Below are 25,228 nucleotides of genomic sequence, written 5' to 3'. Positions count from 1 at the left end.
GCTTTAAAACCAATCCGCCCCTAAGGCCTCGGTTTTTATATCGATTTACTGAAAATAGGTTTGTCTTCGCTGATTTTTTTGCGTCTCAGCCTAGCGTCGAATACCGTACACACGTTACGGATAAACGGCAAGCCCAATTCCGTCAAGCTTACTCTTTCCGGCTCAAGCGTGATGATTCCCTCTTTCTTGAACACCTCAAGCTGATCCCAAGCGGCTTTGTCCAAAGTCTCCTTAATCTCAGGAGTAAGCGCCAAAGTATTGTGACAAATCAGCTCCAAGATGGCTTCGCGAATCACCGAATCCTCTTTGCTGAGGAAATGACCGCGATACACGGCCCAATCCGTTTCGTTCACCGCCTTTTCGTAATCTTCCACTTTCTTGATATTCTGGGCAAACGCGGTTTTGGCGTCACTGATCGACGAACATCCCATCCCGATCATCAATTCGGTTTGGTTCGTCGTATAGCCCATAAAGTTTCTGTGGAGGCGCTCTTCCTTAAACGCTTTATAAAGATCGTCGTGTTCCAACGCAAAGTGGTCCATCCCGATATCTTTATACCCCAACTCAAGCAACATGCTCTTGCCGAGTTCGTAAAGCTCCCTTTTGTAAGAATCGCTAGGCAAATCGGCTTCCGTATAAGCCCGCTGCCCGGGGCTTACCCACGGCACGTGAGCGTAACTGTAAAACGCGATACGATCAGGCATCAGTTCCGCCACCTTATTAATAGTATGACGAATCACGTCCAAAGTCTGAAACGGAAGGCCGTACACCAAATCGAAGTTTACGGACTCGTAACCCAACTTCCTGGAAGCGTCGGTAACTATCTTTACGTTTTTGTAAGGCTGAATTCTGTTAATCGTCTGCTGGACTTTCAGATCGAAATCCTGAACGCCGTAACTCACCCTATTGAAGCCCAACTCGCGGAAAGCTTCCAAATGCGCTTCCGTAGTGTTGTTGGGATGTCCTTCAAAGCTGAAATCGTGACCTTCGCCATAATCCGCCGACTTTGAGATTTCCCCGAACATCCAGCGGTAATTTTCCGGAGAGAAAAACGTGGGTGTTCCCCCGCCAATGTGGATTTCCTGAATAAGCGGACGCTCGCCGAGCACTTTCAGGTACGTTTCCCATTCCTTCAACACCACGGCTACATAACGCTCCTCCACCGAATGGTTTTTCGTGATCCTCTTGTTGCATCCGCAATAGGTGCACAGACTTTCGCAAAAAGGCATATGGAAATAAAGGCTGATTCCCTTGTCGCGGTTGGTCCGGTCAAAGGTGTCCTTCACCGCCTTGAACCACTCGGCTTTTTCGGGCTGGTCTCCGTCCCAAAACGGAACAGTCGGATAGCTCGTGTAGCGTGGCGCAGGCACGTTATATTTTTTGATTAGGGATTCTTTTTGCATTTTCGTAAACGTTTTGCCCTGAAGATTCGGCAAGCCACCAAAAGCCGGCTTACATCAGGTAACGAAAGGATTGCTGAAAGTGAGGTCAATATTACGGATTATTTCAGAAAACCGCAGGACGCTTACCGCGTTTTTTAGATATAAACCAGACGAAATCGTCATATAATGGAAGTTGTTGAGATGATACGCGAGTACCAAAACAGGGTTCTCGGCACTAATAAAGCAGATTTTGAAAATTTGGCACTGGAACTTTACCGCTTCCAGAGCAAATACAATCCCGTTTATCGGGAATACATCCAATCTTTGGGCCGTGACCCCGAAAAGGCCAAGACGCTCCGCGATATCACGTTCCTGCCGATCTCGTTTTTCAAAACCCACAAAGTGGCCACGGGAAATTGGATTCCCGAAAAAACGTTCGAAAGCAGCGGAACTACGGGAATGGAAACATCCAAGCACCACGTTTTTTCGCTGGAATTCTATCTGAAAATCGCCGAACAGATTTTTCAGGAATTCTACGGTCCTTTGGAAGAGTATTCATTTCTGGGACTGCTCCCCTCCTACCTCGAACGCGACAATTCTTCCCTTGTCGCTATGGTCAAACATTTCATCGATGTTTCCGGCCACGGAGGTTTTTACCTTAACAACCACGAAGCGCTTTTGGAAGCGGTGGACAATGCCCGAAAAAACGGCAAAAAGTGCTTTATAATAGGGGTAACCTTCGGCCTGCTTGATTTGGCCGAACAGCACGATACCGACTTGTCCGACTGTGTAATAATGGAAACGGGAGGCATGAAAGGCCGGCGCAAAGAAATGGTTCGTCAGGAAGTTCACGACTTTTTGGGTTCAGCCTTTAATTCCCCTTCCATCCACTCGGAATACGGCATGACCGAACTGCTTTCGCAAGCCTATTCCAAAGGCGAGGGCATTTTCCAAACCAAGGGAAGCATGCGGATTCTGCTCAGGGAATCAACTGACCCGTTCAGTTATATAAACAAAGGTAGCGGAGGCATCAACGTAATCGACTTAGCCAACGTCCATTCCTGCTGTTTTATCGAAACACAGGACATCGGACGGATCCACCCGGACGGGCAACTTGAAATCCTCGGGAGGTTCGATAATTCCGATGTTCGGGGCTGTAGCCTAATGGCGGTATGATATTGGCTGTGAACCTGTTGGCTTTTGATTGAAATTGGAAAGACAATCGTTAAAAGTAAAAACAAGTGGAGTACAAATATTATTAAAGCAAATGACTATATTACAATAGTTTTCGTAATTTGCGGACTCACTAGATTGATATCAAAATTCAAATTGCATAAATCATGAAAGCGAAACTCTTTATTTTGGCCTTCGCGGTTTTCGGATTGGCCTCTTGCGCCCAGTACACTTGTCCGACTTACGCTAAAAAAGACCTTAAAAAATCTGAAAAGGTTCAGCAAGCGAAGCAACAGCCCGGCGAAAATGCCTAACAAAAGACTTTTGACGACACGCTAAGTGCCAGTCAAAAAAAATGGTTACCGAGGGAAATCTATTTTCCCGTTCCGGTAACCATTTTTTATATCGATTTTTTCAGGATCAACACATCCTAAAAATCGGAATAACATTGGACATCGTGTACGCTGATGGTATCTCCGCCCATAATCACGAGACGTTCCACCACATTGCGTAATTGCCGGATATTTCCGGTCCAGTCCGATTTTTTCAGCTCGTCCACAGCCTCGTTGTCAATACTCCGTTTCGGGCTTCTGTACTCACTGGCGATATCGGCCAAGAACTTCTCCACCAACAGCGGAATATCGTCCGTACGGTCTTTCAAAGGCGGTACGCGGATCAATATCACGCTCAAACGATGGTAAAGGTCTTCGCGGAAGTTTCCTTTCTCTATTTCATCCCGAAGGTTCTTGTTTGTAGCCGCCAATACACGCACATCGACGTTGATCGCCTTGTCGCCACCGACTCTCGTGATTTTCTTTTCCTGAAGAGCCCGGAGCACTTTAGCCTGCGCAGAAAGACTCATATCACCGACTTCGTCCAAAAACAAAGTACCGCCCTGCGCCAGCTCGAATTTGCCTTTGCGTTGCTTCACTGCGGAGGTAAACGATCCTTTCTCATGTCCGAAAAGCTCGCTTTCGATAAGTTCCGCCGGAATGGCCGCACAGTTCACCTCAATCATCGGTTTGGCCGATCTCGGGCTCTTGTTATGAATCGCTTTGGCCACCAGTTCCTTTCCGCTTCCGTTCGGTCCTGTAATAAGAACCCGGGCCTCTGTCGGTCCGACTTTCTCTATGGAATCGAAAACCCTACGGATTGGGGCCGAACGCCCTATAATCTGATCTTGGCGAAGCACACGTTTTTTAAGCACTTTGACCTCTTTTACCAATTGGGTTTTGTCCAAAGCGTTGCGCATAGTCAGCAACAGACGATTCAAGTCCGGTGGCTTCTGGATAAAATCAAAAGCTCCCTTTTTCGTGGCTTCCACGGCCGTCTCGATAGTACCGTGAGCACTGATCATAATAAACGGGCAGTCAATACCCATTTTGCGGGCATTTTCCAAGACTTGAACCCCGTCCATATTCGGCATCCTCACATCGCACAGCACGGCGTCGTACTTCTCATTGGCCAGCATTTCCAAGCCCTGCTGGCCATCCTCGGCCTCTATGACGGCATAATCCTCGTATTCGAGGATTTCCTTCAAGGTCATGCGGATGCTTCTCTCGTCATCAATCAGTAAGATTTTTGGCATATGCGCTACAGTTTGGTTGTTGATCCTAAACTCTGCGCAAAGGGAGGGGAAAAAAGAAATCGCAAGCTTGTAAGCCGGGTCCTGTACCTCAGATGAGGCCCTTATCATTTATCTGGGCGTACCGTCGCCAGTACGCTCCATCAACCTACCCACTGGCTAGGGCGAGCAACCCCTTTTCCGCCGAAACGGAAACACCAGCCTATTTGGTCTTTCAACTCGTAAGGTTTACCATGCCGTCGCGGTCACCCGAAACGCGGTGGGCTCTTACCCCACCTTTTCACCCTTACCGCTAACGCGGCGGTCTGTTTTCTGTGGCACTGGCTGTCACCCCGAAGGGCGCCTTCCCGTTAGGAAGTACGACGCTCTGTGTTGCCCGGACTTTCCTCTACCGTCTTCGGCCGAAGCTCTGACGGCAGCGATAAGGCCGCTTGCGATCAGTCGCAAATGTACGCGCTTTTGCGCCAAACTCTGCAACCAATCGCAAAATAAGCTTCCCTTTGCTATTATTTAGTGACGAAATTCCGTTCCAAATGATGTTTCAGCACCCAAAGCCTTACGTAAGCTTTCATGACAAGCGGTGGGAATAAGCCTATAAATCCATACCGGTTTTCCGGGAACGGTACTCGGCGCAAAAAAGTCTCCACAAACAATTCCGCATTTCGCACAGCAATACAGCCTCCGGCGAAAACACCCTATCAGAGTCGGGAAAGGGCAAAAAAAACTCCGGCAGAAAACATCCGTTACGTGACTTGTCCTTGTCGCATAACGGAAATCTTCCTGCCGGAGAAAATAATTATCTTCTACTTAGAAAATCCTTACAAGCGTAGCTCCATAACCGAATCTGCTCTTTTGAGCGTCTTGGAAAAATTGGATTCTGGTGTCTTTGCTCAACGTTTTCTGGATTTCGTCGCGCAAAACGCCGTTGCCCAAGCCGTGGATAAACGTGATTTCGCCCATTCCCGAGGCGATAGCGTTGTCCAGACTATCCTGAAAAGTCTTCAACTGAAGCTTCAGCATTTCGCTATTGGACATGAAAGCGTGATCGTCCGTCAGCTTTTCGATATGCAAATCCACTACGGCCGGAGGCTTCACCACATCGTGCCTTTCCTCTTTCGGCTCCGCTTTTTTGGCTTTGTCCGTAAGGCTTTCTTTCAGTTTTTCAGGATCCACTTTCGGAGCGTCAACGTCGAGTTGGAATACGTAACCTTCTTTTTCCAAAATCGGCGCAAGGCGCTTGCCTTTATGGAAGCCCGAGGCTTTGAATTTCAGCTTTTTCTCGAAAAATTCGGTCTTGGAGAAGAAATCCTGCGAGTGGAACATAAAACGGAAACACATCGTAGCCCAGCTCTCGAAACGCTTGAGGTTCACTTCGCGGATCTTGATTTTCGATTTTCTCAAAAGAGACCCGGCCATGATTCCTTTGTGCGAAGTCTGAATAAGATCAGAAGCGGAGTACACGACTTCGTAGTCGGTATTGTTGATCAGGTAAACTGACAGCAAGTCGTTGCCATGATCGAAAAAAGCCAGGAAAATACCTTTGTCGGCGCTGAGTTCCGGCGCTTCGTAGCGGTTTTTCTTTTCTTTTTTTCCTGGGCTAACTTCCTCGGTTCTAGATTTGCCGAAATGTTTTTTCTCTTCCTGAGAAATCAGAACCAGTTCTTTGGCCAAAACTTCGATCTGAAATCCGTCTTCGATCTCGATTTCGGCCGTGGCCCTTTTCTCGTTTATTTTCGTTACGACGCCCTCTTCGTTACTTTTCAGTAGACGGACTCTGTCGCCTATATTAAATGCTCCCATTTTATTCTGGTAAGATAAAATTTGAAAATCAGCGCGGCTCTGTCCATAAGGAAAAAGAAACCGGAAGAATAAAATTAAGGCAAAGTCATGAACAGTCCATAACTTCCGCCCCCGTTTTTACTCTTCCGGCTCCAAATCGCCAGTCAGGGTTATTTATAAAAGAACACCAACGCCTCGGGCATCCGCTCGGCCCATGCCGACTCGAAGTGCTTGGCGTTTTTGTCCAAGATATAATACAGGTCCTCTCCTTGCTTGTAACCTTGCGCTTCCAAAGCTTCCACCATCTCGTCGATTCCGGGCTGAAGTTCCAGTTCCAAGCCTATTCCTCCGTTATCGATATAGATCTTGAAATCGCGTTTTTCGCCTTTGTAAGCCTTAACGTTTTTCACGTAATCGATATGCTGGATCTTGAACGCCGGCGACATACAAATAGCTCCCGAGTATACTTCGGGATATTCCCAAAGCAACATAAACGAAGCGATGCCTCCGGCGGATGATCCGCCCACAATCGTGTGTTCCCTCTCGGGTTTGGTCCGAAATTCCTTGTCGATCAAAGGCTTCAGCGTTTCGGCCATAAATTTCATATAAGCAGAGCCCGTTTCGCCCGGCGTATACTCAGCCGTACGGTTTGTGGTATTATACGCTCCCACAACGATTACAGGCTCAATCAAACTACGCCTTACCAAACTGTCAACCGTTTCGTCCACTTGCCAATCCACGCCGAACGAGGAGGTTTTCGGATCGAAAATATTCTGGCCATCATGCATATACAGCACCGGATAGCGACGGTTAGGCTGTTCGTCATAACCTTCCGGCAAACGGACGATTACATCACGGGGAAGGATTCCTTCGGCCTCTAATTGGCGAAAGTATTTTACCGTACCCGTAATTTGCCCGGTTTGGGGACGGTTTTTACCGTCTTTCCAAAAATGGACCTCGTGGCTTACAGCCGTATCGGCGTTTACCAAAAGGTTAAAGTTCTCCAAGGGAAGGCCGTTTGCGCCAGCGGCTTCACGTTCCCAGCTCCCGAGCGTGAACTTGTATTCGATCGGCGTTTTCGGCCCAAAGGCCAATTCGGTTCTCCAAGTATTGTTACCCACGTATTCCATCGCCACCTTATCGGGACTCCAAAAGCCAAGTTCCTCACCGCTTCCGGTAACATACATCTTGGCGGAACTGTCAATGGCCACGGAACGGACCGAAAAACTAACTTTAACCGCGCTCTCCCCTTTTTCTTTTTGACCCGAACAAGACCAAGCCAAAGAGGCTACGATCATTGCCAAACAAAGAATTTTTCTCATCTGAATAGTTTTAAGGGCATTTCATGTGTAACGCCCGCATATCAGGATTAATATAAATGTCCGGCCCGCAGGGGGAAACAGGCGAACAAAAAAAGCCCCGCAGTTGCGAGGCTTTATTATTTTCAAAATGATCCGATTACAGTTGGATACCGGAAAGACCGAGAAGAGCCATTCCCATCAAACCTGTCACGATCATTGTAATACCCAAACCTTTGAGTCCGTCAGGAACGTTGGAGTACTTCATACGCTCACGGATAGCGGCCAAAGCCACGATAGCCAGCAACCAGCCGATTCCGGAAGAGAAACCGAAAACAGTGGCTTCGGCGAAAGTGTACTCGCGCTGTACCATGAAGAGAGAAGAACCCAAGATGGCGCAGTTTACGGCGATCAATGGCAAGAAGATACCCAAAGATCCGTAAAGCGAAGGAGAGAATTTCTCGATCACCATCTCTACCAGCTGTACCATCGACGCGATAACGGCGATGAACATGATAAACTGGAGGAAGCTCAAGTCTACAGTCTTGAAGTCATCGCCCAAGAACTGAGCTAGAGCGCCTTCCTTAAGTACAAAGTCCTGAAGGAGCCAGTTAACGGGTACGGTGATGGTAAGTACGAACACTACCGCCAAACCGAGTCCCATAGCGGTGCTAACCTTTTTGGATACGGCCAAGTAAGAGCACATACCCAAGAAATAGGCGAACACCATGTTCTCGATAAAAATCGATCTTATGCCTAAGTTAATTAAGTCCATTGCTTAAAGATTCTTGGTGTTGTTATTAATGCTCTACGTAACCGGTTTTCGCACGCTGTACCCAGATGATAAGACCCAGGATAATAAACGCTCCCACCGATGTCACCATAAGGCCGTTGTTAGGAATGGCGAGTCCCATTTCCTCGAACACCTTGTAGCCAAACAGCGATCCCGAACCGAAGAGTTCGCGGAAGAAAGCCACGGCGAGGATTACCCAGGCATAGCCCAAGCTACTTCCCATACCGTCGAGAACCGAGTCCCAAGGCTTGTTGCCCATTGCGAACGCCTCAAGACGTCCCATTACGATACAGTTGGTGATGATCAGACCCACGAATACCGAAAGAAGCTTCGATACGTCGAAAAGATAGGCGCGGAGCACCTGGTCCACCAAAATCACGAACGTGGCGATAATGGCCAACTGAACGATGATACGGATACGGTTAGGGATCAGGTTACGGATAAGCGAAGTGATCAGGTTAGAGAACACGATCACGAAAGTTACCGCAATAGCCATCACCAACGTAGGCTTAAGCTGCGAAGTTACCGCCAAAGCCGAGCAGATACCCAATACCTGTACGGTAATCGGGTTGTCGTCGTTCATCGGGTCGGAGATGAACTTCTTTCTCCGCTTCGAGAACAAAGGTTCCGAAGCTTTCTTTACCGGAGGGTTCTGCTCCGTTACCGGATTTGTGTTATCACTCATTATTGATAATTTTTTTCCGTTCGAAACCTTATTTATTCTGCTGCTTCTTGATGTAAGGCAGGTACAGGTCCAAGTAGTTGTAAAGCATGGCGTTTACGCCGTTGGCAGTCAAGGTAGCACCTGACATGCCGTCTACTTTATACTTGCCCAGAGCGCTTTCCGGGTTACCTTCGCCTTTCACCATTGTTACGGAAACGAGCTTTCCGTCCTGATCGAAGATCAACTTGTTTTGGTAACGTTTCTGGATAGCGCCTTCCGTAATACGGGCACCCAAACCAGGAGTCTCACCGGCGTGGTCAAACACTACGCCTTTTACCGTCTTCAAGTCACCTTGCAGTGCGATGTATCCCCAGATTTCGTTCCAGAGACCGTTTCCGTAAATCGGCAAGATATAAGCGTCCACTTTTCCGTTCTGCTCGTATTTGTAAACAGGGAAAAGCTTCTTGGTCTTGTCCTTTTGCTTGTACTGCTTCCGCGTCACTACGCTAGAAGCCTTAACGCCTTCCACCACGTTTCCTTGGTAGTCAACTACCTCAGACTTGATATTCTTAGTGAAAAGGTCATTCACGTTATCGCCTTCCTTGAGCGTGATTACCGTACCCAAGATCGCCTTCTGCTTGTCCAGCTTAAGGGCTTTCTGTTGGGCGGGCTTCAGGATCTGGTTGGCGCCGGCCAGCAAACCGCCAACGATTACCGTCATGGCGATTGCGAAAGTGATGATATATGAATTAGACTGTTGCACGACGTAACCTCCTGTTTTTGTTAGCTTGAACAATGTAGTGGTCGATCAAAGGAGCGAACACGTTCATGATCAGGATCGCAAGCATGATACCTTCCGGATAAGCCGGGTTCACCACGCGGATAATCACGGTCAACACACCGATCAGGAATCCGTAGATCCACTTGCCTTTCTCAGTATGCGAAGCCGTAACGGGATCGGTAGCCATAAAGACCACACCGAAAGCCAAACCGCCCATCACCAAGTGATAAACAGGGGCCATCTGCATGAACGACACGAAAGTCGCCGCGCCTTCAGCGTTCGGATCCATTCCGGTACTCGCCATATTGAAAACCATGCCCATGATGTAAGCGCCGGCAAAACCGCTGAAGATGATTTTCCAGCTTCCCGTTCCTGTAAGGATCAGAACCGCCGCACCGATCAAGCACATCAAAGTAGATGTCTCACCGATCGATCCTGGGATATATCCCATGAACATATCAAACAATGGAGCGCCTTTCAAATACGACAGTTGCGAGAAAGCCTCAACAACACTGCCCTTCGCTCCGGCCGCAATGGCCAATGGAGTAGCGCCCGTGTACCCGGCAATAGCGTCAGCGTCGCCGAAGTATGTCCAAACCTCACCCGAAATATCGGTAGGATAAGCGAAATACAAGAACGCACGAGCCGTCAAGGCTACGTTCAGGATATTCATTCCCGTACCACCGAAAGCCTCTTTGCCAATCACTACGGCGAAGATACTGGCCAAAGCCACTTGCCAAAGCGGAATGTCAACAGGCAGCACCAACGGAATCAGCATACCCGTTACCAAGTAGCCCTCGTTGATCGGGTGCTTCCGGATGATCGAAAATACGAATTCAGCACCGAGACCGGCAGCGTAAGCCACAATCACGATCGGCAACACTTTGAACGCTCCCATTCCAAGACGACCGATAAAATCAGTTGTCTCGCCAGTAGCCAAATCGTGTTGCAAACCAACGTTCCACATGCCGAAAATAAGGCAAGGGATCATGGCCACGATCACGGTAGACATCAAACGCTTCAAGTCGATGGCGTCACGGATGTGAGCGCCCTTGTTCGGCGTCGTGTGATCCGGCGCGAACAAGAAAGTTTCCAATGCCTCGAAGGGGTAGTAGAATTTCTCCAGCTTCCCGTCCTTCTCGAACAATGGCTTTATCTTATCAATGTTATCTCTTAAGAATTTCATGATTCTCTATCAGCTATATTGCAAAAGGTCAAGCCCCTGGCGAAGAATCGCTTGGATCTTATGTTTAGACACGTCAACGAATTCGCAAAGCGCCAAGTCCTCCTCGATCACTTCGTAAATACCCAGAGCTTCCATGTTTTCGAAGTCCTGCGCCAAGATCGACTTGAGCAAATACGTCGGGTAAAGGTCCATAGGAACCATTTTCTCCAACACTCCCGATTGAACGAACGCCCTGGCTTCGCCGCGGGTGTTGGTGTTCAGGGTGTACTCCTTGTTGCGATTGATCCAAGAGAACAAGCCCAAAGCGCGCTGAAAGCTCAGCTTGCTGGTGGTAGGCAAAGCCCAACCGAAAAGCTCGTGTTCGTTCCCTTCAGGAATCACGGTGAACAGGCTGTCGTAATAGCCCAAAAAGCCTTTGTCTTCCACACGCGTACCGGTCAACACGTTGCCCGAGATGTAGCGGACGTTAGTCTGCTCCATGTTATTCTCGATAAACTTGTTGATGCACGCTCCAGAGAATGTCTTGTAATGTTGCGGGGCCTTGATTTCCGAACCGGCCACGGCGATTACCTTGCTGGCGTCGTACTTTCCTTCAATGAAAAGCTTCCCGATTTGCGCCACACCGTAAGGGTTTACGGTCCATACCACCTCGCCTTTGTTGATCGGCGCAACTTTGTGGATATGGGTTCCCACGTTGCCCGCAGGGTGAACACCGTCGAAATAAGTGGCTTCCACGTTGTTCAGGCCTTTGAAAACCTTGTCGTTTCCAGACTTAAGACCGAGCTTGACAGCCTTGCCTGAGAATTTGGCCAAGATATCGAAACCGGCCTGCAGGTATTTCTCCTCGCCTTCCAGCGTGAAGTCGTAGTCGGCCGCCAAAGGCGCCGAATCGAAACCTGAAACGAAAATGTCACGCGGAGTGTCGGCCGGATTGGCCACTATGCCGTAAGGGCGCTGGATGATCTGTGGCCAAACGCCTGATTTTGTGAGTTGTTCTTGGGCCTCTTCACGGCTAATTCCAGCGATGTCGCCGGCGCCGTAAGCCTTGAATTCCTCGTAAGCGAACTCTTTGTCAGCCAGGATTTTGATCTCCTCGACCCTGCGCTTCAGGCCACGCTTAATCTCTACTACCTCGCCACTGACTGGTGCGGTGTACATTACGGTCTCCAACTTTTTGTCGAAAAGGACCGGCGTACCGGCTTTCACCGTTTCACCCACTTTTACAGTAACCTTAGGCCTTTGCATTCCCACAAAATCAAGTGGTTTTACCGCAAAAACTTCAGGCTGAGGGCAGGAAGCGATTTTTTTGTCCGCTTTTCCTGCGAGATTAATATCAAACCCTCGCTTGAGCTTTATGGTTTTTGACATGATATTAATTGATCAGATGATTCGTAAGTCTAAATCGTCGCAAAATTAAGAAAATTAGCCGTGATTCATAGTTGCCCGGCGGGTTTTGCCACCTCCGCACGCAACCTTTCGGCATGCCGGTACGTATCAGGCCGGCACTTCGAGCCCGCGTACGTGCTCCGCCACCCGCTCCATAAGCCACATAGGCGTAGAAGTGGCCCCGCAGATCCCCACCGACTCGCAATCGCGGAACCAGTCCAATTCCAGCTCGGCTTCGTTCTCTATGAAGTAACTGCTTGGGTTATTGGCTTTGCAAACGCCGTGGAGCGCCCTGCCGTTCGAGCTTTTCTTTCCGCTGACAAACAGGATCACGTCGTGGTCCTGCGAAAATTTGGTCAGTTGCGGCTCCCTGTTCGACACCTGACGGCAAATGCTGTCATTGGCGTCGAAATCCAAGGCGTGAAGCTCGCCTTTTTCTGAACGGATACGATCCTCTATCGTGGCTTTCAGCGCATAAAAACCTTTGGTGCTTTTCGTGGTCTGGCTGAAAAGCACTATCGGGCGGGAATAATCCAGCGAGTCGAGATCGCTTTCGTCAGTGACAATAATCGCTTCCCCGCAAGTCTGCCCTGCCAAACCCACAACTTCGGCGTGGCCTTTTTTTCCGTAAATGACCACTTGGCCGTTCACTTCGGAAGCCTTGTCGTAAGCGTGTTTTACCCTGTTTTGGAGCTTGAGCACTACAGGGCACGAGGCGTCAATCAGCTCGATATTGTTATCCAAGGCCATCTTATAGGTTTCCGGCGGTTCGCCGTGCGCCCTGATCAGCACCTTGCAATCCCTCAAATTGCGGAGCGCCTCCCGGTCGATTATCCGCAAACCTTTGGCGTGAAGCCGGCTCACCTCCATATCGTTGTGAACGATATCCCCGAGGCAATACAAACCGTCACCGGATTCCATCTCGTCCTCGGCCATTTTTATGGCAAACTCCACCCCGAAACAATACCCGGAATTCTTGTCGATCTCGACGATCATATATGGTTTCGTTTTTTTAGTCAGAAACAACACCTTTTAGGCGTCGCTGAATTTCGTTGTTTTTGGCCTGATTCCCAACCGGTCAAGGGATTTTCGGCCCAGCCCGCATAAAAAACGCCGCATAATGCGGCGTCAGTCAAATACCTTTATGTCGACGTAGCGATTCAGCCGGCTATTCTCTTTTCGGCCTCTTCCAGCACGCGATTCACTTGGGCTTGGAAATCCATTTCGGAAGTGTCCAATTCGAACGCGTCCTCGGCTTTGCGCAACGGGCTTTCGGCCCTTGTGGAGTCAATATGGTCACGGGAACGGAAATTCTCCGCAATTCTGGACAAATCGGCGTCTTCCCCTTTTTCCAACAATTCTTTGCGACGGCGCTCGGCGCGAACTTCCACGTCGGCAGTCATGAACACCTTCAGCTCGGCATCGGGAAACACTACCGTTCCGATATCACGCCCGTCCATTACCACGCCTTTCTCGCGTCCCATTTTGCGTTGTTGGGCCACCATATCCTCACGCACGGCCTTGATCACGCTCACGTCGCTAACTTTCTCCGAAACGTACATCTTGCGGATCTCGTCCTCCACGCATTTGCCATTCAGATAAGTCTCGTTACGCTTCAGCTCATCGTTATACCGAAAAGAGATCTCGATTTCGGCAAGGGCCTTCGACACTTGGTCCGCATCGAAAAGATCTATGGTGTGTTCCAAAAAATAAAGGGTGACACAACGGTACATCGCTCCGGTGTCGATGTAAGCGTAGCCTAGCTCGGCGGCCACAGCCTTGGCCGTCGAGCTTTTCCCACAACCGGAATGCCCGTCGATGGCGACAACTATCCTGCTCATGTTATTTTTTTTGATCAACAGTCTTTTAAAGGGCACGGCAACGGTTTGCCCATTTTCGGCGGTTTTCTCTTTTTCGGCTTATGGTAGCCCTTCTGCGAGCACCCGCCAAACAACAACCCCGCACATAGCATTATGGCTAGCAAGTAAATCCTTCTCATTACTGGTATGATTGATAAATGGATGTTTTTCCCCTGCGCCGGAACACGTCCCCTCGCCCGCAAATATAAGGAATATATTCCTCCCCAAGTCAGCGCCTTGGAATTTTGCGGAGCTTCATCGTTCCTATATCGGAAAAGATGACACAAATCATTCTTTAATACGCCAGCGTAAACGTAACTTTCGGCGCTTAGCTTATTTTTGCCCGTAGGTATTTTTCCTACTCCACGGGTAAACACATTCCTTACAGAGGACTTATTTAACCATAACGCATACGACTGTATCTTAACATCATGCTGGAAAACATTAATCCTACCCAAACCGGCGCTTGGGCCGAACTTGAGAGACACTTCGCGACGATGAAAGACGCACGGATGACCGAACTTTTCGCTTCGGATCCGGAACGTTTCGGAAAATTCTCAGTCGCTTTCCAGGATATTCTCGTCGACTTCTCGAAGAATATCATTACGGAAGGCACGGTAGAAAAACTTGTGGCGCTAGCCAAAGAGTGCAAAGTGGACGAGGCCATCAAGAAAATGTTCGCCGGAGAGGCCATCAACCAGACCGAAAACCGTGCGGTATTGCACACCGCTTTGCGTAACCGCGAAAGTGTTGAGGTGAAAGTAGACGGCGAGGACGTGATGCCAAAAGTCAACAACGTTCTGGCCAAAATGAAACACTTCGCCGACTTGGTAACCGGCGGAGAATGGAAAGGCTTTACTGACAAGCCCGTAACCGACATCGTGAACATCGGTATCGGCGGCTCGGATTTGGGCCCGGTAATGGTTACCGAAGCCTTGAGGCCATACAAAAAAGAGAACATCACAACGCATTTCGTCTCGAATGTGGATGGAACGGACATCGCCGAAACGCTTAAAAAAGTGGATCCGGAGACGACTTTGTTCATGATCGCCTCGAAGACCTTCACTACGCAGGAAACTATGACCAACGCCCACACAGCACGCGAATGGTTCCTGAAAGCCGCCGGCGACGAAAAGCAAATCGCGAAGCACTTCGTGGCCCTGAGCACAAACGAGGCTGCGGTAACTGATTTCGGCATCGACCCGAAGAACATGTTTGAGTTCTGGGATTGGGTTGGCGGACGTTATTCGCTTTGGTCGGCTATCGGTTTATCAATCGCCTGCACTATCGGCTACGACAATTTCGAGCAATTACTGGACGGCGCTTACGAAATGGACAAGCACTTCCAAGAAGCCGAACTCGGAGAGAACCTGCCCACTATCCTCGCTTTGTTGGGAGTTTGGTACAACAACTTCTACGGAACGGAGTCTACAGCCATTCTTCCTTACGACCAGTACATGCACCGTTTCCCCGCCTACTTCCAACAGGGTGATATGGAAAGCAACGGAAAGTACGTGGACCGTGGCGGAAAAGCCGTGGATTACCAGACTGGTCCAATCATCTGGGGCGAGCCGGGCACGAACGGACAGCACGCTTTCTACCAGTTGATTCACCAAGGCACAAAATTGATCCCTTGCGACTTTATCGCTCCAGCAATCAGCCAAAATCCTGTCGGTGACCACCACGTGAAGCTTTTGGCGAACTTCTTCGCCCAGACGGAAGCTTTGATGAAAGGAAAAACCGAAGCCGAGGTTATCGCCGAATTCGAGCAACAAGGCAAGAGCGAGGATGAATACAAAGAGCTGGTTCCGTTCAAGGTTTTCCAAGGAAACAGACCAACCAACTCTATCCTTATCAAAAAGCTTACGCCGAAAACCCTCGGTAGCCTGATCGCCATGTACGAGCACAAGATCTTCGTACAGGGCGTTATCTGGAACATCTTCAGCTTTGACCAGTGGGGCGTGGAGCTTGGCAAACAATTGGCCAAAAACATTCTCCCGGAACTCGAAGGCGACGAGGAAGTAAACACTCACGACGCTTCGACAAACGGACTTATCAACGCGTTCAAGGATATGCGCAAGTAAATCGCCACTTCCTTACGCTTAACAAAAAACCTCCGGCCTTTCGACCGGAGGTTTTTCTTTATATCCCAAAAGCTTTTCAGCCCTTATTCCCTAATCTGGATAATATTCACCGGACAGGCTTCGGCCGCCCGCTGATTTTCCTCCAACTCGTCCTCGCCTACTTTCACGCTCCAGAATCCACGCTTGTCTTTGGCTCCAAGCAATACGCTTTTGCCGTCCTTTTTGGACATCCGCCACCGTTCTTGCGCCAATTCCACGCAATAGTTGCATCCGATGCACTTGTCTCGCTGGTGGATTATCGTAATCATGCCTCGTTGGCGTCTACCAGTTTATACAATTTGTCCGATTCGCGAACCACCTCGCCTATCGGCATGGAGAACACGTCGCCTTTGCTCACTTCCTCCACAGGTTTTCTGTCAAGACGAAGCTCTTCCACTTCCGTTTCCAACACGCCTGTAGTCGGTCCTGTAATCAGCACTTTGTCTCCCAATTTCAGCTTATGGCTTTCGAGCTTAAACTCGGCCACACCGATTTTCGGATAATAATGCGACCCGCGCCCCAAGTAAACTTTCTTTTTCGTGGCCTTCGATCCCGGAGTATCCGTCCATTCCCCGAGCTTTTTGCCCAAGTAATATCCGCCCCAGAATCCGCGGTTATAAACCTCGCTCATGCGATCCATCCAAGCCTGCGCTTTTTCAGCACTATACGTTCCGTCGAAATAGCTGTCGATCGCTTCGCGGTAACATTCAGTCACAGTCTTAACGTAATCGGCGGCTTTTCCCCGGCCTTCGATCTTCAGCACCGTCACGCCCGTATCCAATAGCTGGTCCAGGAAATTGATGGTGCAAAGGTCTTTCGGAGACATGATATACTCGTTGTCCATTTCGAACTCGATATCCGGTTCCTCCATATCCACCACCTTGTATTGGCGACGGCAGTTCTGCACGCAAGCGCCACGGTTGGCCGAAGCATTATGGGAATGAAGGCTCAGATAACATTTGCCCGAAACGGCCATGCACAACGCACCGTGGGCAAACACTTCGATTTCGATCAAATTCCCCGAAGGACCGGTAATGTTCTGGCGCTTGATCTCGTCACAGATTTTTTTCATCTGGATAAGACTAAGCTCCCTCGACAATACCATCACGTCTGAGAAATGCGAATAGAAGCTCACAGTCTCAACGTTGGTAACGTTAAGTTGGGTCGAGATATGAACCTCAACGCCTTGGCTGTGGGCGTAAGCGATTACGGCTTGGTCAGAAGCGATAATCGCCGTAATTCCAGCCGTTTTGGCCTTATCCACAATGGCTTTCACCAATGTGATGTCGTGGTCGTAGATAATGGTGTTAAGCGTGATGTAGCTTCTCACGTTGTGCTCGTCACACCTTCTGGCGATCTCTGGCAGATCGTCAACCGTAAAGTTCATGGTGGCTCGCGCCCTCATGTTTAGCTGTTCGACTCCGAAATACACGGAATCGCAACCGCCTTGAATGGCGGCCATCAGCTGTTCGAAGCCCCCGGCGGGAGCCATCAGTTCAATATTTCGTTTTGGTGGCCGGGTAGTGTTTGCCATTATTGAAAGGGTTTCGGTCCGGTTGACCAGTAAGGGACTTCCGGACCATGAACGAAAAACCGATCCGAATATTGGCAGAAAAACAGCCAATTTCCGGGTCGGTCATCTCAATATTTCCCCAAAAATTATTTGATACCCAAACGGTTCGAGATCTCCAACATGCGTTCGATAGGCTTCTTGGCCTCTTCGATCTGCTTGTCGGTCAACTCGATTTCGGGCAATTCGAATTTAAGGGTATTGTAAAGTTTTTCGAGAGTGTTGAGCTTCATGAACTCGCAATCGTTACAACCGCAAGTGGCGTCGATTGACGGGGCCGGAATGAAGGTTTTGTCCGGAGCGTCTTTCTTCATCTGATGCAGGATACCGCTTTCGGTAGCCACGATGAATTTCTTCGCTTTACTGACCTCCGTAGAATAGCGCAAAAGCGCCGTGGTGGATCCTACATAATCCGCTACGATAAGCAATGGTTGCTCGCATTCGGGGTGAGCGATAAACTCAGCGTCCAGATGCTCCTCCTTCATCTTAAGGATTTTTTCGAGAGAATAACGCTCATGAACGATGCAAGCGCCATCCCAAAGCACCATTTCCCTGTCGGTCAAGCTGTTGATGTAGCTTCCCAAGTTTTTGTCTGGGGCGAAGATAATTTTCTCGTCCTTCGGAAACGACTCCACAATCTGGACGGCATTTGACGAAGTCACGATCACATCGGAAAGCGCTTTGATGTCGGCCGTACAGTTAATGTAAGACAGTACTTTGTGGTCCGGATATTTTTCTTTAAAAGCCTTGAAGGCATCGGCGGGCGCCGATTCGGCCAACGAACAGCTGGCGTTCAGATCCGGAAGGATAACTTTCTTGTTGGGGTTAAGGATCTTGGCTGTCTCGCCCATAAAATGGACTCCAAGGAACACGATGATATCGGCGTCGGTGCGGGAGGCCTCTCGAGCCAGCCCAAGGCTGTCGCCGACAAAGTCGGAAATTTCCTGCAACTCGGAAGTGATATAAAAATGCCCCAAAATCACGGCATTCTTCTCTTTCTTCAGCTTCCGGATGGCTTCGACCAAGTCAATGTTTTTATCGATTTTCTGATCAACGTAGCCTTTTTCCTTAATAGAGTTCATCACAGTGCTCATATCGCTTACCCACGGGTTGTCAATTTTGAAATGTGCGCAAAGTTAATCATTTTTTACGCCACATCAACAACGCCGGTTTCAGCGATTGCATTGCTTAATCAAAGATTTTTCCGTTTATTTTTTGGAAACAGAGGATTTCAGGCGCATAACAAAAGACGTAACGCCCCTATTCACGCTCACTTTTTTGCACCTTCCGTGAGCGTCGAAGTCGTAAACGTTAGTCTGACCTTTTTTGGGAGACATTTGGTATTTGTGAGGCCCCAGCCTTTTGAGCGGGAAATTCTTCCCGTGTTTTTCGGAATAAACATACAACGCATTAGCCGGAGGCGCCTCAAAGTACAGTTTGGCTACCGAATAACCGATACGGTTGAGGTCTAAAGGCTGAGCTTCTTCGCCTAATTGGCGAAAACTGTAACCTCTTCCCGTCCAATGCGTCTCCGAGCGATGTTTGGTTTTATTTCCTACCACATCTTCCGTAAACGCATATGAAAGAGCCTTGTCTTTGTAATCGGCTTTCAGAAGAAAATCAATCTTATAGTCAAAAATAAACTTGTACCTCACTTTGGTCGTAAGCCGGTAACAGGTGAACCCGGCGGAATCCGAACGTACGGCAGTAAGCACGCCTATGGGCGAGTTACCAGAAATAATCTCGTATTCCAAACGCTGAGAGCAAGCTTCTCCTGTCGGGAAAAACGCCAAAACATAGGCAAACGAAAGCATCAGCATGATTCTGTATCCGTCGGTCATAGGCACTTGTTTTTCCCTCACACAATCAGAAAACGGGCTTTCCACCAATCCAGCCCCAGTTTAGATACGTCTGAAAGGCCGACTTGTTTGACGACTAATACCTCAAGTCTTTTGTTTTTTCTTTTTCGCCGCCGGAAAAAGAATATTGTTGAGGATCAAACGGTAGCCCGGAGAGTTGGGATGGAGATTCAAGTCCGTGGGCTCTTCTCCCACAAAATGCTTGTAATCTTCCGGGTCATGTCCGCCGTAAAAAGTCCAGAAGCCTTTGCCGAGGATTCCGTGAATGTAACGAGCTTCGTCGATAGACTTATTCTCGCCCATAATCACCACATCAGATTTGATAAGGCGCTTTTTGTACGCCGTAGTCTGCCCCATAAACCCACGCACGGTATTCACATGGTTTTGGGTTAGCATAGTCGGAATGGGATCCCATTTGGCTGAGAAAGTGAACAGGTTGAAAAAATCGTTCGTTTCGGAAAGCCCCCGTTCGCGATCTTGCTGGTCTATATTCGAAAATTCGTACTCTAATGGGTTCAGTTTGATTTTGAAATCTTTGAAGGCCAAAGTGTTTTCGAATCGCAACTTACTCTGCGCTTTCGGATCCGCTCCGTCGCCATCATACATTTTTTCGCAAATATCCGTTCCGTCGGCGGCCAAAGCGATATCGAAAGTATCGGTTGCGGAACACATCGCAAACAGAAAACCGCCGGCTCCCACAAACGCCTGGATCTTTTTAACGACATCAAGCTTCAGGTGCGACACCTTCGAGTGCCCGTGTTTTCTTGCTAAATTCTCAAACTCCTGCTGTTGCTTGATGTACCAAGGTTGGTATCTATAATTATTGTAGAATTTTCCGTATTGCCCGGTAAAGTCTTCATGATGCAAGTGGAGCCAATCGTACTTGTTGAGTTCGCCGTGCATCACTTCGTCGTCAAAAATCACATCGTAAGGGATTTCCGCATAGGTCAAGACCAAGGTTACGGCATCGTCCCACGGCTGTTTGTTTTTCGGGGAATAAACCGCGATCCGGGGTTCCTTTTCCAATTTCATCAAATCCATATTCGACGACGGGTCGGCGATTCCCTCGATTATCCTTCCGGCTTCCCCTTCCGAAATCACATCATAACTCACGCCACGGATTATCAGCTCGTTTTCAAACTTTTGGGAATGCCTCAGCAAAAAACTCCCTCCGCGAAAATTCAGCAACCAGTCCAGCGATTCGCCCTGGGCGATCACCCAATACGCCAATCCATAGGCTTTCAGGTGATTGGTTTGCTCCTTATCCATCGGAATAAGGATTCTCGAAGCGAGGGCCGACGCGCTAACGGCCAAAATCAAAAGTAATGTTATGGAGAGTTTTCTCATGGTCTTCTCAATTCTATTCGCCCCCGGGGCCAACACGATAAATTTAAGGAATGAAAACAAAAACGCGGCACCGTCAGGACACTTGTTTCCAAATACCACTCAATACTTGAGCCGGAGCTTATTCGCCCGCTACAGTTTCCTTACCCTAAAAACGGCCAAAAGTTTCGACTTTTCTCCATACAAAACCTCCGAGAAGGCATACAGAACGTATAAAAAACAAAACCCTCCACCCATTACCGCATGTTGTAGCTTCAAAGAAAAACAAAAAAACATGAAAACCGACGACGAACTTTACCGAAAAGCCCACCGCCGTGTCATGCAGATGAAAGGGTTCTACACCAATTTGGCCTCCTATCTCATTATTCTGGCCTTTTTAGCCATTATCAACGTCAACTACGATCCGCAAAATCTTTGGGTAGGCTGGGTGGCCCTCGGCTGGGGACTCGGCATTGTTTTCCACGGCATCAAAGTCTTCGGAGATATCAGCCTGTTGGGCCGCGACTGGGAAGACAAACAGCTTAGGAAAATCATCGAAAAGGAAAAAAAGCGCAACGGGGGAAAACTTTAAAGCCCAAACGAGGAAAACGTCCGCTTTTGGCAAGTGCTTTGACCAGCATACAAAGTAATCATACGGTTTCTTTATGCTGTCAAAAGAATTTTTGGTAGCCCTGAACCTGGTAGCAGGCATTGGGGGCGCTACCGTCCGCAGACTTATCAGCTATTTCGGAAGCTTGGAACACATCAAAGAACTTCCACCCGAAAAACTCACCCAACTTTCGGGTATAGGACCGAAAATAGCCACTTTGGTGAAAAACGCGCTTAATTGCACCGACGAGGCTCGCCGTGAGCTGGAACGGTGCGACAAAATGGGCGTTCAGGTCATCACTTATTCCGATCCGGATTTCCCTACCCGTATTTCCCAAATTCAAGACTGCCCGCTGGTTCTTTATTACAAAGGAACAGCGGACCTAAACGCGGAAAAAATCCTCGGGATTGTCGGAACGAGAAAAGCGACATCTTACGGAAGAAACGTCGCAAGGGAATTTGTGGAAGACCTGCGGGGACACTCCCCGCTTATCGTAAGCGGGCTGGCTTACGGAATCGATATTACGGCGCACCAAGCTGCTCTTGATTCCGGCTTAGACACCATCGGCGTGATGGGCAACGGTATAAACGTCATGTACCCAAAAAACCATCTTCCCGTAGCCAAACGCATGGTTGAACAAGGCGGAATTTTGACAGAAAATCCGCTCGACACCCAACCTGACCCAAGAAGATTTCCCGCCCGTAACAGGCTGATCGCCGGGCTATCGGACGCCGTAATCGTGACGGAAGCGGGAGAAAAAGGCGGAGCTTTGATTACGGCAAACCTAGCCAACGACTACGACAGGGAGGTTTTCGCCGTACCGGGAAAAATCGACATGCCTTATTCTATCGGTTGTCACAAACTGATCAGAACCCAGCGAGCACACCTTATGACATCGGTAGCCGATTTGGAATACATAATGAACTGGAACGCTCCCGATAAGCAAATCAAAATAAAATTCGAGCAACGGCCAGACTTGTCCGATACCGAAAAAGGCCTTTTGCAAACTCTCCAAAGAAAAGGCGGGCAAACCCACCTCGACAACCTCAGTTGGGCCTCCGGTGTGCCCGTGCATATCGTCTCTTCGGTACTTTTGCAACTTGAGCTCAAAGGCTTGGTAAAAATGCTCCCCGGCCACGCCGTCAGCCTGAAAAGCTGTTTTTAACCTGTAAAAAAACATAAACGATAGATTCCCTTCAGATTAATGCCGGACATTTGCGTTTCGGCATTTTGTTTTTTCAAAAGGAAAAAGCTCAAATTGATCGCTCAACATTCAGTCAAAAATCCTAAACATCCGTATACACAGGGTATGACTTTTCGGAAACGGGAGTTTTTACGTTTCAAACTTTGATCCAAACCACATAGAGTCGATGAGTAAAAGAGGGAGTTCGGCCGTGCTGATCGCATTGTCGCTGTTGTTTCCGCTGTGCCTAAAAGCTCAGCAAAGAAATTCCGCCGAAATACTGTTGGAATTAAAAAAACTGAACGTCTTGGGTAGCGTGATGTATATCGCGGCGCACCCGGACGACGAAAACACACGTTTCATTGCTTGGTCCGCCAACGACAGAAAATACAGAACCGCATACCTGTCACTCACCCGCGGCGATGGTGGCCAAAACCTGATAGGAACCGAAAAAGGCCCGAAAGGCGTAGGCATTATCCGTACGCAAGAATTACTGGAAGCTAGACGCACCGATGGCGGAGAACAGTATTTTACCAGAGCCGTAGACTTCGGTTACTCGAAATCGGCGGACGAAACTTTCGGTTTTTGGGACAAAGACAAAATCTTGGCCGACGTAGTCTGGAATATCAGACGCTTCCAACCAGACGTTATCGTAACCCGTTTTCCGCCGGACAAACGCGCCGGGCACGGGCACCACACGGCATCGGCAATTTTGGCTGAAGAAGCCTTCAAACTTGCCGCCGACAAAAACGCCTTCCCCGAGCAACTCGACAAGGTGAGCGTTTGGCAAACGAAAAGACTGTTCCACAACATGTCCACTTGGTGGGACAAAACTTTGCCAGAAAAGGTGAAAAATTCGCCCGAGAAGTTTTGCGCCGTGGATATCGGAACTTACAACGCATTGTTGGGCAAGTCCCATAACGAAATCGCTTCCTTGAGCCGGAGCCAACACCGTAGCCAAGGTTTTGGAGCCTCATTGAGCAGAGGATCCCAAACCGAATATCTGCAACTGAAACTCGGCGAAGCTTACTCCTCCGACTTTATGGACGGCGTCAGCACAACTTGGGCCAGAACCGGCGATTCGAAAATCCAGAAACAAATCGAAAAGATCATTTCCGATTTCAATTCGGAAAAACCATACGTTAGCGTAGACGCCCTTTTTAAACTTAGGGAAAGAGTTCAGAAAGCCGAGAAATCAGTGTGGACAGATCACAAAACCGCAAAAATCAACGAGCTGATTTCGGATTGCCTTGGTGTTTACGCTGTTGCGAAGCCGAAAAACGCCACTGTTTTGGCCGGTTCGGATATCGACGCCTCTTTGGAAATCATCCAGCGCTCGCCACTTCAAGTAAAGCTTGAAAGCGTTGTCGCGGACGGAAAAGACCTCGGGCTCAAGACCACTTTGAGTCCCAATATTTTCGAAAAGAAAAACATCTCGCTTAGTACCGCCCAGAAAAACTCGCAACCATATTGGCTAGCTAAGCCTTACGAATACACATACGACGTAAACAACCAACAGCTAATCGGCCGGCCCGAAAATCCGGAACTTTTCGACATCACGGCCAACCTCGCTATAAATGGATACGATTTGCCCGTAAAGGTTCCGCTACGTTATATGAGCGCCAACCCGGTTCTTGGAGAACTGTCGTCCAAACTCACTATCAGCGACGGAGCTTCGATTTCTTTTGGCAAAAGCGTTTACATTTTCGGAGAAAAAGGACTTGACGTTAAAGTAACCGTTGAATCGTTTGACGAAAACGGACTCGAAGGTACGTTAGCGTTGGATTTGCCTTCTGAATGGGCTTCGGAACCAGCTTCCATCCAAATTTCGGATTTGAAAAAAGGCAAAGCCAAAACTTTCTCTTTCTTCGTAAAACCTTCGGAAAAAGCGACGCTGGCCACTCCGAAAGCCATGATCAAATCGAGAGGGAAGACGATGGACAAGAAAATGTTGACCATCGATTATCCTCATATCAGCAAACAGACGCTCTTTGAGTCCGCCGAAAGCCGATTTGTGCACCTTCCCGTAAAAAACAACGTCAAGAGAGTAGCCTACATCTCCGGCGCCGGCGATGAGATACCGCAAGCTTTGTCAGCGATCGGAATCGAAGTTACGGAACTTTCAGCCGAAAGTCTGGGCGCCGTTCCCCTTGACGGGTTCGAAGCGATCATTGTCGGTATCCGGGCTTACAATATCAACGAAGCCTTGGCCGCACGAAACGGGTCGCTCTTGGAGTATGTGAAAAACGGCGGAAATCTCATCGTGCAGTACAACACCGCACACAGGCTCAAAACAAAGGAAATCGGGCCTTTTCCGTTTACGATTTCCAGAGAACGGGTAACCGAAGAGGATGCGGAAGTCAAATTCCTACGCCCCGACCACCCCGCCTTGAATACTCCGAACAAACTCACTCCAGAGGATTTTGACGGATGGGTACAGGAACGGGGGCTCTACTTCGCCAACAAATGGGACGGCGCATTCACGCCAATCCTTTCTTGGCACGACAAAGGCGAACCCGCCCGCGACGGCTCGCTAATCGTAAGCCATTACGGAAAAGGGACCTTCACTTACACCGGCATTTCGTTTTTCCGCCAACTGCCGGCGGGCGTACCGGGCGCGTACAGGCTTTTCGTCAACCTTCTGAACATGAAGAACCATGGCAAAAACAGCTGA

At 48.9% G+C, this 25,228-nt stretch carries 22 protein-coding genes and 1 other RNA gene; 6 read left to right on the top strand and 17 right to left on the bottom strand.

Annotation, left to right across the window (positions count from 1 at the left end; genetic code table 11):
* Nucleotides 1-35 precede the first annotated feature (35 nt).
* The gene (gene hemN, locus AABK39_RS05570) at nucleotides 36-1,403 is read right to left on the bottom strand and encodes an oxygen-independent coproporphyrinogen III oxidase (RefSeq protein ID WP_338393926.1); all 1,368 of its coding nucleotides are present in this window, start codon (nucleotides 1,401-1,403) and stop codon (nucleotides 36-38) included.
* Between the two features lie 165 nt (nucleotides 1,404-1,568).
* Between hemN and AABK39_RS05565 the strand changes: the two genes are divergently transcribed.
* A complete protein-coding gene (locus AABK39_RS05565; protein ID WP_338393925.1) occupies nucleotides 1,569-2,558 on the top strand; it encodes a LuxE/PaaK family acyltransferase in 990 nt (329 codons plus the stop codon).
* Between the two features lie 164 nt (nucleotides 2,559-2,722).
* Nucleotides 2,723-2,869, top strand: coding sequence for a hypothetical protein (locus tag AABK39_RS05560; RefSeq protein ID WP_338393924.1), 147 nt, complete (start codon nucleotides 2,723-2,725; stop codon nucleotides 2,867-2,869).
* A gap of 116 nt (nucleotides 2,870-2,985) precedes the next feature.
* On the opposite strand, the gene AABK39_RS05555 is transcribed toward AABK39_RS05560, so the two are convergent.
* From AABK39_RS05555 to cmk, 11 genes are all read right to left on the bottom strand, one after another.
* Nucleotides 2,986-4,143: a sigma-54-dependent transcriptional regulator gene (locus AABK39_RS05555; RefSeq protein ID WP_338393923.1), complete on the bottom strand. Its 1,158-nt coding sequence runs from the start codon at nucleotides 4,141-4,143 to the stop codon at nucleotides 2,986-2,988.
* A gap of 54 nt (nucleotides 4,144-4,197) precedes the next feature.
* Nucleotides 4,198-4,578, bottom strand: an RNA gene (rnpB, locus tag AABK39_RS05550) — RNase P RNA component class A.
* Nucleotides 4,579-4,947: 369 nt separating this feature from the next.
* On the bottom strand, nucleotides 4,948-5,940 hold the full coding sequence (locus tag AABK39_RS05545; RefSeq protein WP_338393922.1) for a Smr/MutS family protein: 993 nt from the start codon (nucleotides 5,938-5,940) through the stop codon (nucleotides 4,948-4,950).
* A gap of 149 nt (nucleotides 5,941-6,089) precedes the next feature.
* The gene (locus AABK39_RS05540; RefSeq protein ID WP_338393921.1) at nucleotides 6,090-7,241 is read right to left on the bottom strand and encodes an alpha/beta hydrolase-fold protein; all 1,152 of its coding nucleotides are present in this window, start codon (nucleotides 7,239-7,241) and stop codon (nucleotides 6,090-6,092) included.
* Between the two features lie 136 nt (nucleotides 7,242-7,377).
* Nucleotides 7,378-7,992, bottom strand: coding sequence for an NADH:ubiquinone reductase (Na(+)-transporting) subunit E (gene nqrE / locus AABK39_RS05535; protein ID WP_338393920.1), 615 nt, complete (start codon nucleotides 7,990-7,992; stop codon nucleotides 7,378-7,380).
* A 25-nt stretch (nucleotides 7,993-8,017) separates the two neighbouring features.
* Complete coding sequence (locus AABK39_RS05530) at nucleotides 8,018-8,695, bottom strand: NADH:ubiquinone reductase (Na(+)-transporting) subunit D (protein WP_338393919.1); 678 nt, start codon at nucleotides 8,693-8,695, stop codon at nucleotides 8,018-8,020.
* A gap of 28 nt (nucleotides 8,696-8,723) precedes the next feature.
* Nucleotides 8,724-9,437, bottom strand: a complete 714-nt coding sequence (gene nqrC / locus AABK39_RS05525) for an NADH:ubiquinone reductase (Na(+)-transporting) subunit C (protein WP_338393918.1) — start codon at nucleotides 9,435-9,437, stop codon at nucleotides 8,724-8,726.
* Nucleotides 9,424-10,641 (bottom strand): NADH:ubiquinone reductase (Na(+)-transporting) subunit B, encoded by a 1,218-nt coding sequence (locus tag AABK39_RS05520; protein WP_338393917.1) that lies wholly within the window; start codon nucleotides 10,639-10,641, stop codon nucleotides 9,424-9,426. Before AABK39_RS05520 ends, nqrC begins: the two co-directional genes overlap by 14 nt.
* A gap of 9 nt (nucleotides 10,642-10,650) precedes the next feature.
* The gene (locus AABK39_RS05515; protein WP_338393916.1) at nucleotides 10,651-12,009 is read right to left on the bottom strand and encodes a Na(+)-translocating NADH-quinone reductase subunit A; all 1,359 of its coding nucleotides are present in this window, start codon (nucleotides 12,007-12,009) and stop codon (nucleotides 10,651-10,653) included.
* A gap of 126 nt (nucleotides 12,010-12,135) precedes the next feature.
* Nucleotides 12,136-13,023: a 4-hydroxy-3-methylbut-2-enyl diphosphate reductase gene (locus AABK39_RS05510; protein WP_338393915.1), complete on the bottom strand. Its 888-nt coding sequence runs from the start codon at nucleotides 13,021-13,023 to the stop codon at nucleotides 12,136-12,138.
* A gap of 164 nt (nucleotides 13,024-13,187) precedes the next feature.
* Nucleotides 13,188-13,868: a (d)CMP kinase gene (cmk, locus tag AABK39_RS05505; protein ID WP_338393914.1), complete on the bottom strand. Its 681-nt coding sequence runs from the start codon at nucleotides 13,866-13,868 to the stop codon at nucleotides 13,188-13,190.
* Between the two features lie 449 nt (nucleotides 13,869-14,317).
* Here cmk and pgi point away from each other — a divergent pair, with 449 nt between their 5' ends.
* A complete protein-coding gene (gene pgi, locus AABK39_RS05500; RefSeq protein ID WP_338393913.1) occupies nucleotides 14,318-15,970 on the top strand; it encodes a glucose-6-phosphate isomerase in 1,653 nt (550 codons plus the stop codon).
* An 83-nt stretch (nucleotides 15,971-16,053) separates the two neighbouring features.
* Here the strand turns inward: pgi and AABK39_RS05495 are convergent, their stop codons facing one another.
* The 5 genes from AABK39_RS05495 to AABK39_RS05475 all read right to left on the bottom strand — a co-directional run bounded on the left by AABK39_RS05495 (nucleotide 16,054) and on the right by AABK39_RS05475 (nucleotide 20,785).
* Entirely contained in the window at nucleotides 16,054-16,278 is a 225-nt protein-coding gene (locus AABK39_RS05495; protein ID WP_338393912.1) for a ferredoxin, read from the bottom strand.
* Nucleotides 16,275-17,543: a peptidase U32 family protein gene (locus AABK39_RS05490; RefSeq protein ID WP_338393911.1), complete on the bottom strand. Its 1,269-nt coding sequence runs from the start codon at nucleotides 17,541-17,543 to the stop codon at nucleotides 16,275-16,277. Before AABK39_RS05490 ends, AABK39_RS05495 begins: the two co-directional genes overlap by 4 nt.
* Nucleotides 17,544-17,668: 125 nt before the next feature.
* Nucleotides 17,669-18,673 (bottom strand): quinolinate synthase NadA, encoded by a 1,005-nt coding sequence (gene nadA, locus AABK39_RS05485; protein WP_338393910.1) that lies wholly within the window; start codon nucleotides 18,671-18,673, stop codon nucleotides 17,669-17,671.
* Between the two features lie 114 nt (nucleotides 18,674-18,787).
* Nucleotides 18,788-19,420, bottom strand: coding sequence for a DUF6134 family protein (locus AABK39_RS05480; RefSeq protein ID WP_338393909.1), 633 nt, complete (start codon nucleotides 19,418-19,420; stop codon nucleotides 18,788-18,790).
* Nucleotides 19,421-19,522: 102 nt separating this feature from the next.
* A complete protein-coding gene (locus tag AABK39_RS05475) occupies nucleotides 19,523-20,785 on the bottom strand; it encodes an asparagine synthetase B (RefSeq protein WP_338393908.1) in 1,263 nt (420 codons plus the stop codon).
* Between the two features lie 271 nt (nucleotides 20,786-21,056).
* Here AABK39_RS05475 and AABK39_RS05470 point away from each other — a divergent pair, with 271 nt between their 5' ends.
* The 3 genes from AABK39_RS05470 (at nucleotide 21,057) to AABK39_RS05460 (ending at nucleotide 25,228) form a co-directional block, all read left to right on the top strand.
* A complete protein-coding gene (locus AABK39_RS05470; RefSeq protein WP_338393907.1) occupies nucleotides 21,057-21,353 on the top strand; it encodes a 2TM domain-containing protein in 297 nt (98 codons plus the stop codon).
* A gap of 73 nt (nucleotides 21,354-21,426) precedes the next feature.
* Nucleotides 21,427-22,536 (top strand): DNA-processing protein DprA, encoded by a 1,110-nt coding sequence (dprA, locus tag AABK39_RS05465; protein WP_338393906.1) that lies wholly within the window; start codon nucleotides 21,427-21,429, stop codon nucleotides 22,534-22,536.
* A gap of 205 nt (nucleotides 22,537-22,741) precedes the next feature.
* The gene (locus AABK39_RS05460; RefSeq protein WP_338393905.1) at nucleotides 22,742-25,228 is read left to right on the top strand and encodes a PIG-L family deacetylase; all 2,487 of its coding nucleotides are present in this window, start codon (nucleotides 22,742-22,744) and stop codon (nucleotides 25,226-25,228) included.

The sequence above is a fragment of the Fulvitalea axinellae genome, from assembly GCF_036492835.1.
GTDB lineage: Bacteria > Bacteroidota > Bacteroidia > Cytophagales > Cyclobacteriaceae > Fulvitalea > Fulvitalea axinellae.
The sequence above is the reverse complement of the archived record's forward strand: the minus strand, read 5'-3'. Positions and strand labels throughout refer to the sequence as shown.

Coding starts and splice junctions, on each gene's coding strand:
- AABK39_RS05470 (WP_338393907.1), top strand. CDS start 21,057: ATGAAAACCGACGACGAACTTTACCGAAAAGCCCACCGCCGTGTCATG.
- cmk (WP_338393914.1), bottom strand. CDS start 13,868: ATGAGCAGGATAGTTGTCGCCATCGACGGGCATTCCGGTTGTGGGAAA.
- AABK39_RS05545 (WP_338393922.1), bottom strand. CDS start 5,940: ATGGGAGCATTTAATATAGGCGACAGAGTCCGTCTACTGAAAAGTAAC.
- AABK39_RS05555 (WP_338393923.1), bottom strand. CDS start 4,143: ATGCCAAAAATCTTACTGATTGATGACGAGAGAAGCATCCGCATGACC.
- AABK39_RS05480 (WP_338393909.1), bottom strand. CDS start 19,420: ATGACCGACGGATACAGAATCATGCTGATGCTTTCGTTTGCCTATGTT.
- AABK39_RS05490 (WP_338393911.1), bottom strand. CDS start 17,543: ATGGCAAACACTACCCGGCCACCAAAACGAAATATTGAACTGATGGCT.
- AABK39_RS05520 (WP_338393917.1), bottom strand. CDS start 10,641: ATGAAATTCTTAAGAGATAACATTGATAAGATAAAGCCATTGTTCGAG.
- AABK39_RS05560 (WP_338393924.1), top strand. CDS start 2,723: ATGAAAGCGAAACTCTTTATTTTGGCCTTCGCGGTTTTCGGATTGGCC.
- AABK39_RS05510 (WP_338393915.1), bottom strand. CDS start 13,023: ATGATCGTCGAGATCGACAAGAATTCCGGGTATTGTTTCGGGGTGGAG.
- AABK39_RS05475 (WP_338393908.1), bottom strand. CDS start 20,785: ATGAGAAAACTCTCCATAACATTACTTTTGATTTTGGCCGTTAGCGCG.
- nadA (WP_338393910.1), bottom strand. CDS start 18,673: ATGAGCACTGTGATGAACTCTATTAAGGAAAAAGGCTACGTTGATCAG.
- AABK39_RS05495 (WP_338393912.1), bottom strand. CDS start 16,278: ATGATTACGATAATCCACCAGCGAGACAAGTGCATCGGATGCAACTAT.
- dprA (WP_338393906.1), top strand. CDS start 21,427: ATGCTGTCAAAAGAATTTTTGGTAGCCCTGAACCTGGTAGCAGGCATT.
- AABK39_RS05540 (WP_338393921.1), bottom strand. CDS start 7,241: ATGAGAAAAATTCTTTGTTTGGCAATGATCGTAGCCTCTTTGGCTTGG.
- pgi (WP_338393913.1), top strand. CDS start 14,318: ATGCTGGAAAACATTAATCCTACCCAAACCGGCGCTTGGGCCGAACTT.
- AABK39_RS05530 (WP_338393919.1), bottom strand. CDS start 8,695: ATGAGTGATAACACAAATCCGGTAACGGAGCAGAACCCTCCGGTAAAG.
- nqrE (WP_338393920.1), bottom strand. CDS start 7,992: ATGGACTTAATTAACTTAGGCATAAGATCGATTTTTATCGAGAACATG.
- AABK39_RS05460 (WP_338393905.1), top strand. CDS start 22,742: ATGAGTAAAAGAGGGAGTTCGGCCGTGCTGATCGCATTGTCGCTGTTG.
- AABK39_RS05515 (WP_338393916.1), bottom strand. CDS start 12,009: ATGTCAAAAACCATAAAGCTCAAGCGAGGGTTTGATATTAATCTCGCA.
- AABK39_RS05565 (WP_338393925.1), top strand. CDS start 1,569: ATGGAAGTTGTTGAGATGATACGCGAGTACCAAAACAGGGTTCTCGGC.
- hemN (WP_338393926.1), bottom strand. CDS start 1,403: ATGCAAAAAGAATCCCTAATCAAAAAATATAACGTGCCTGCGCCACGC.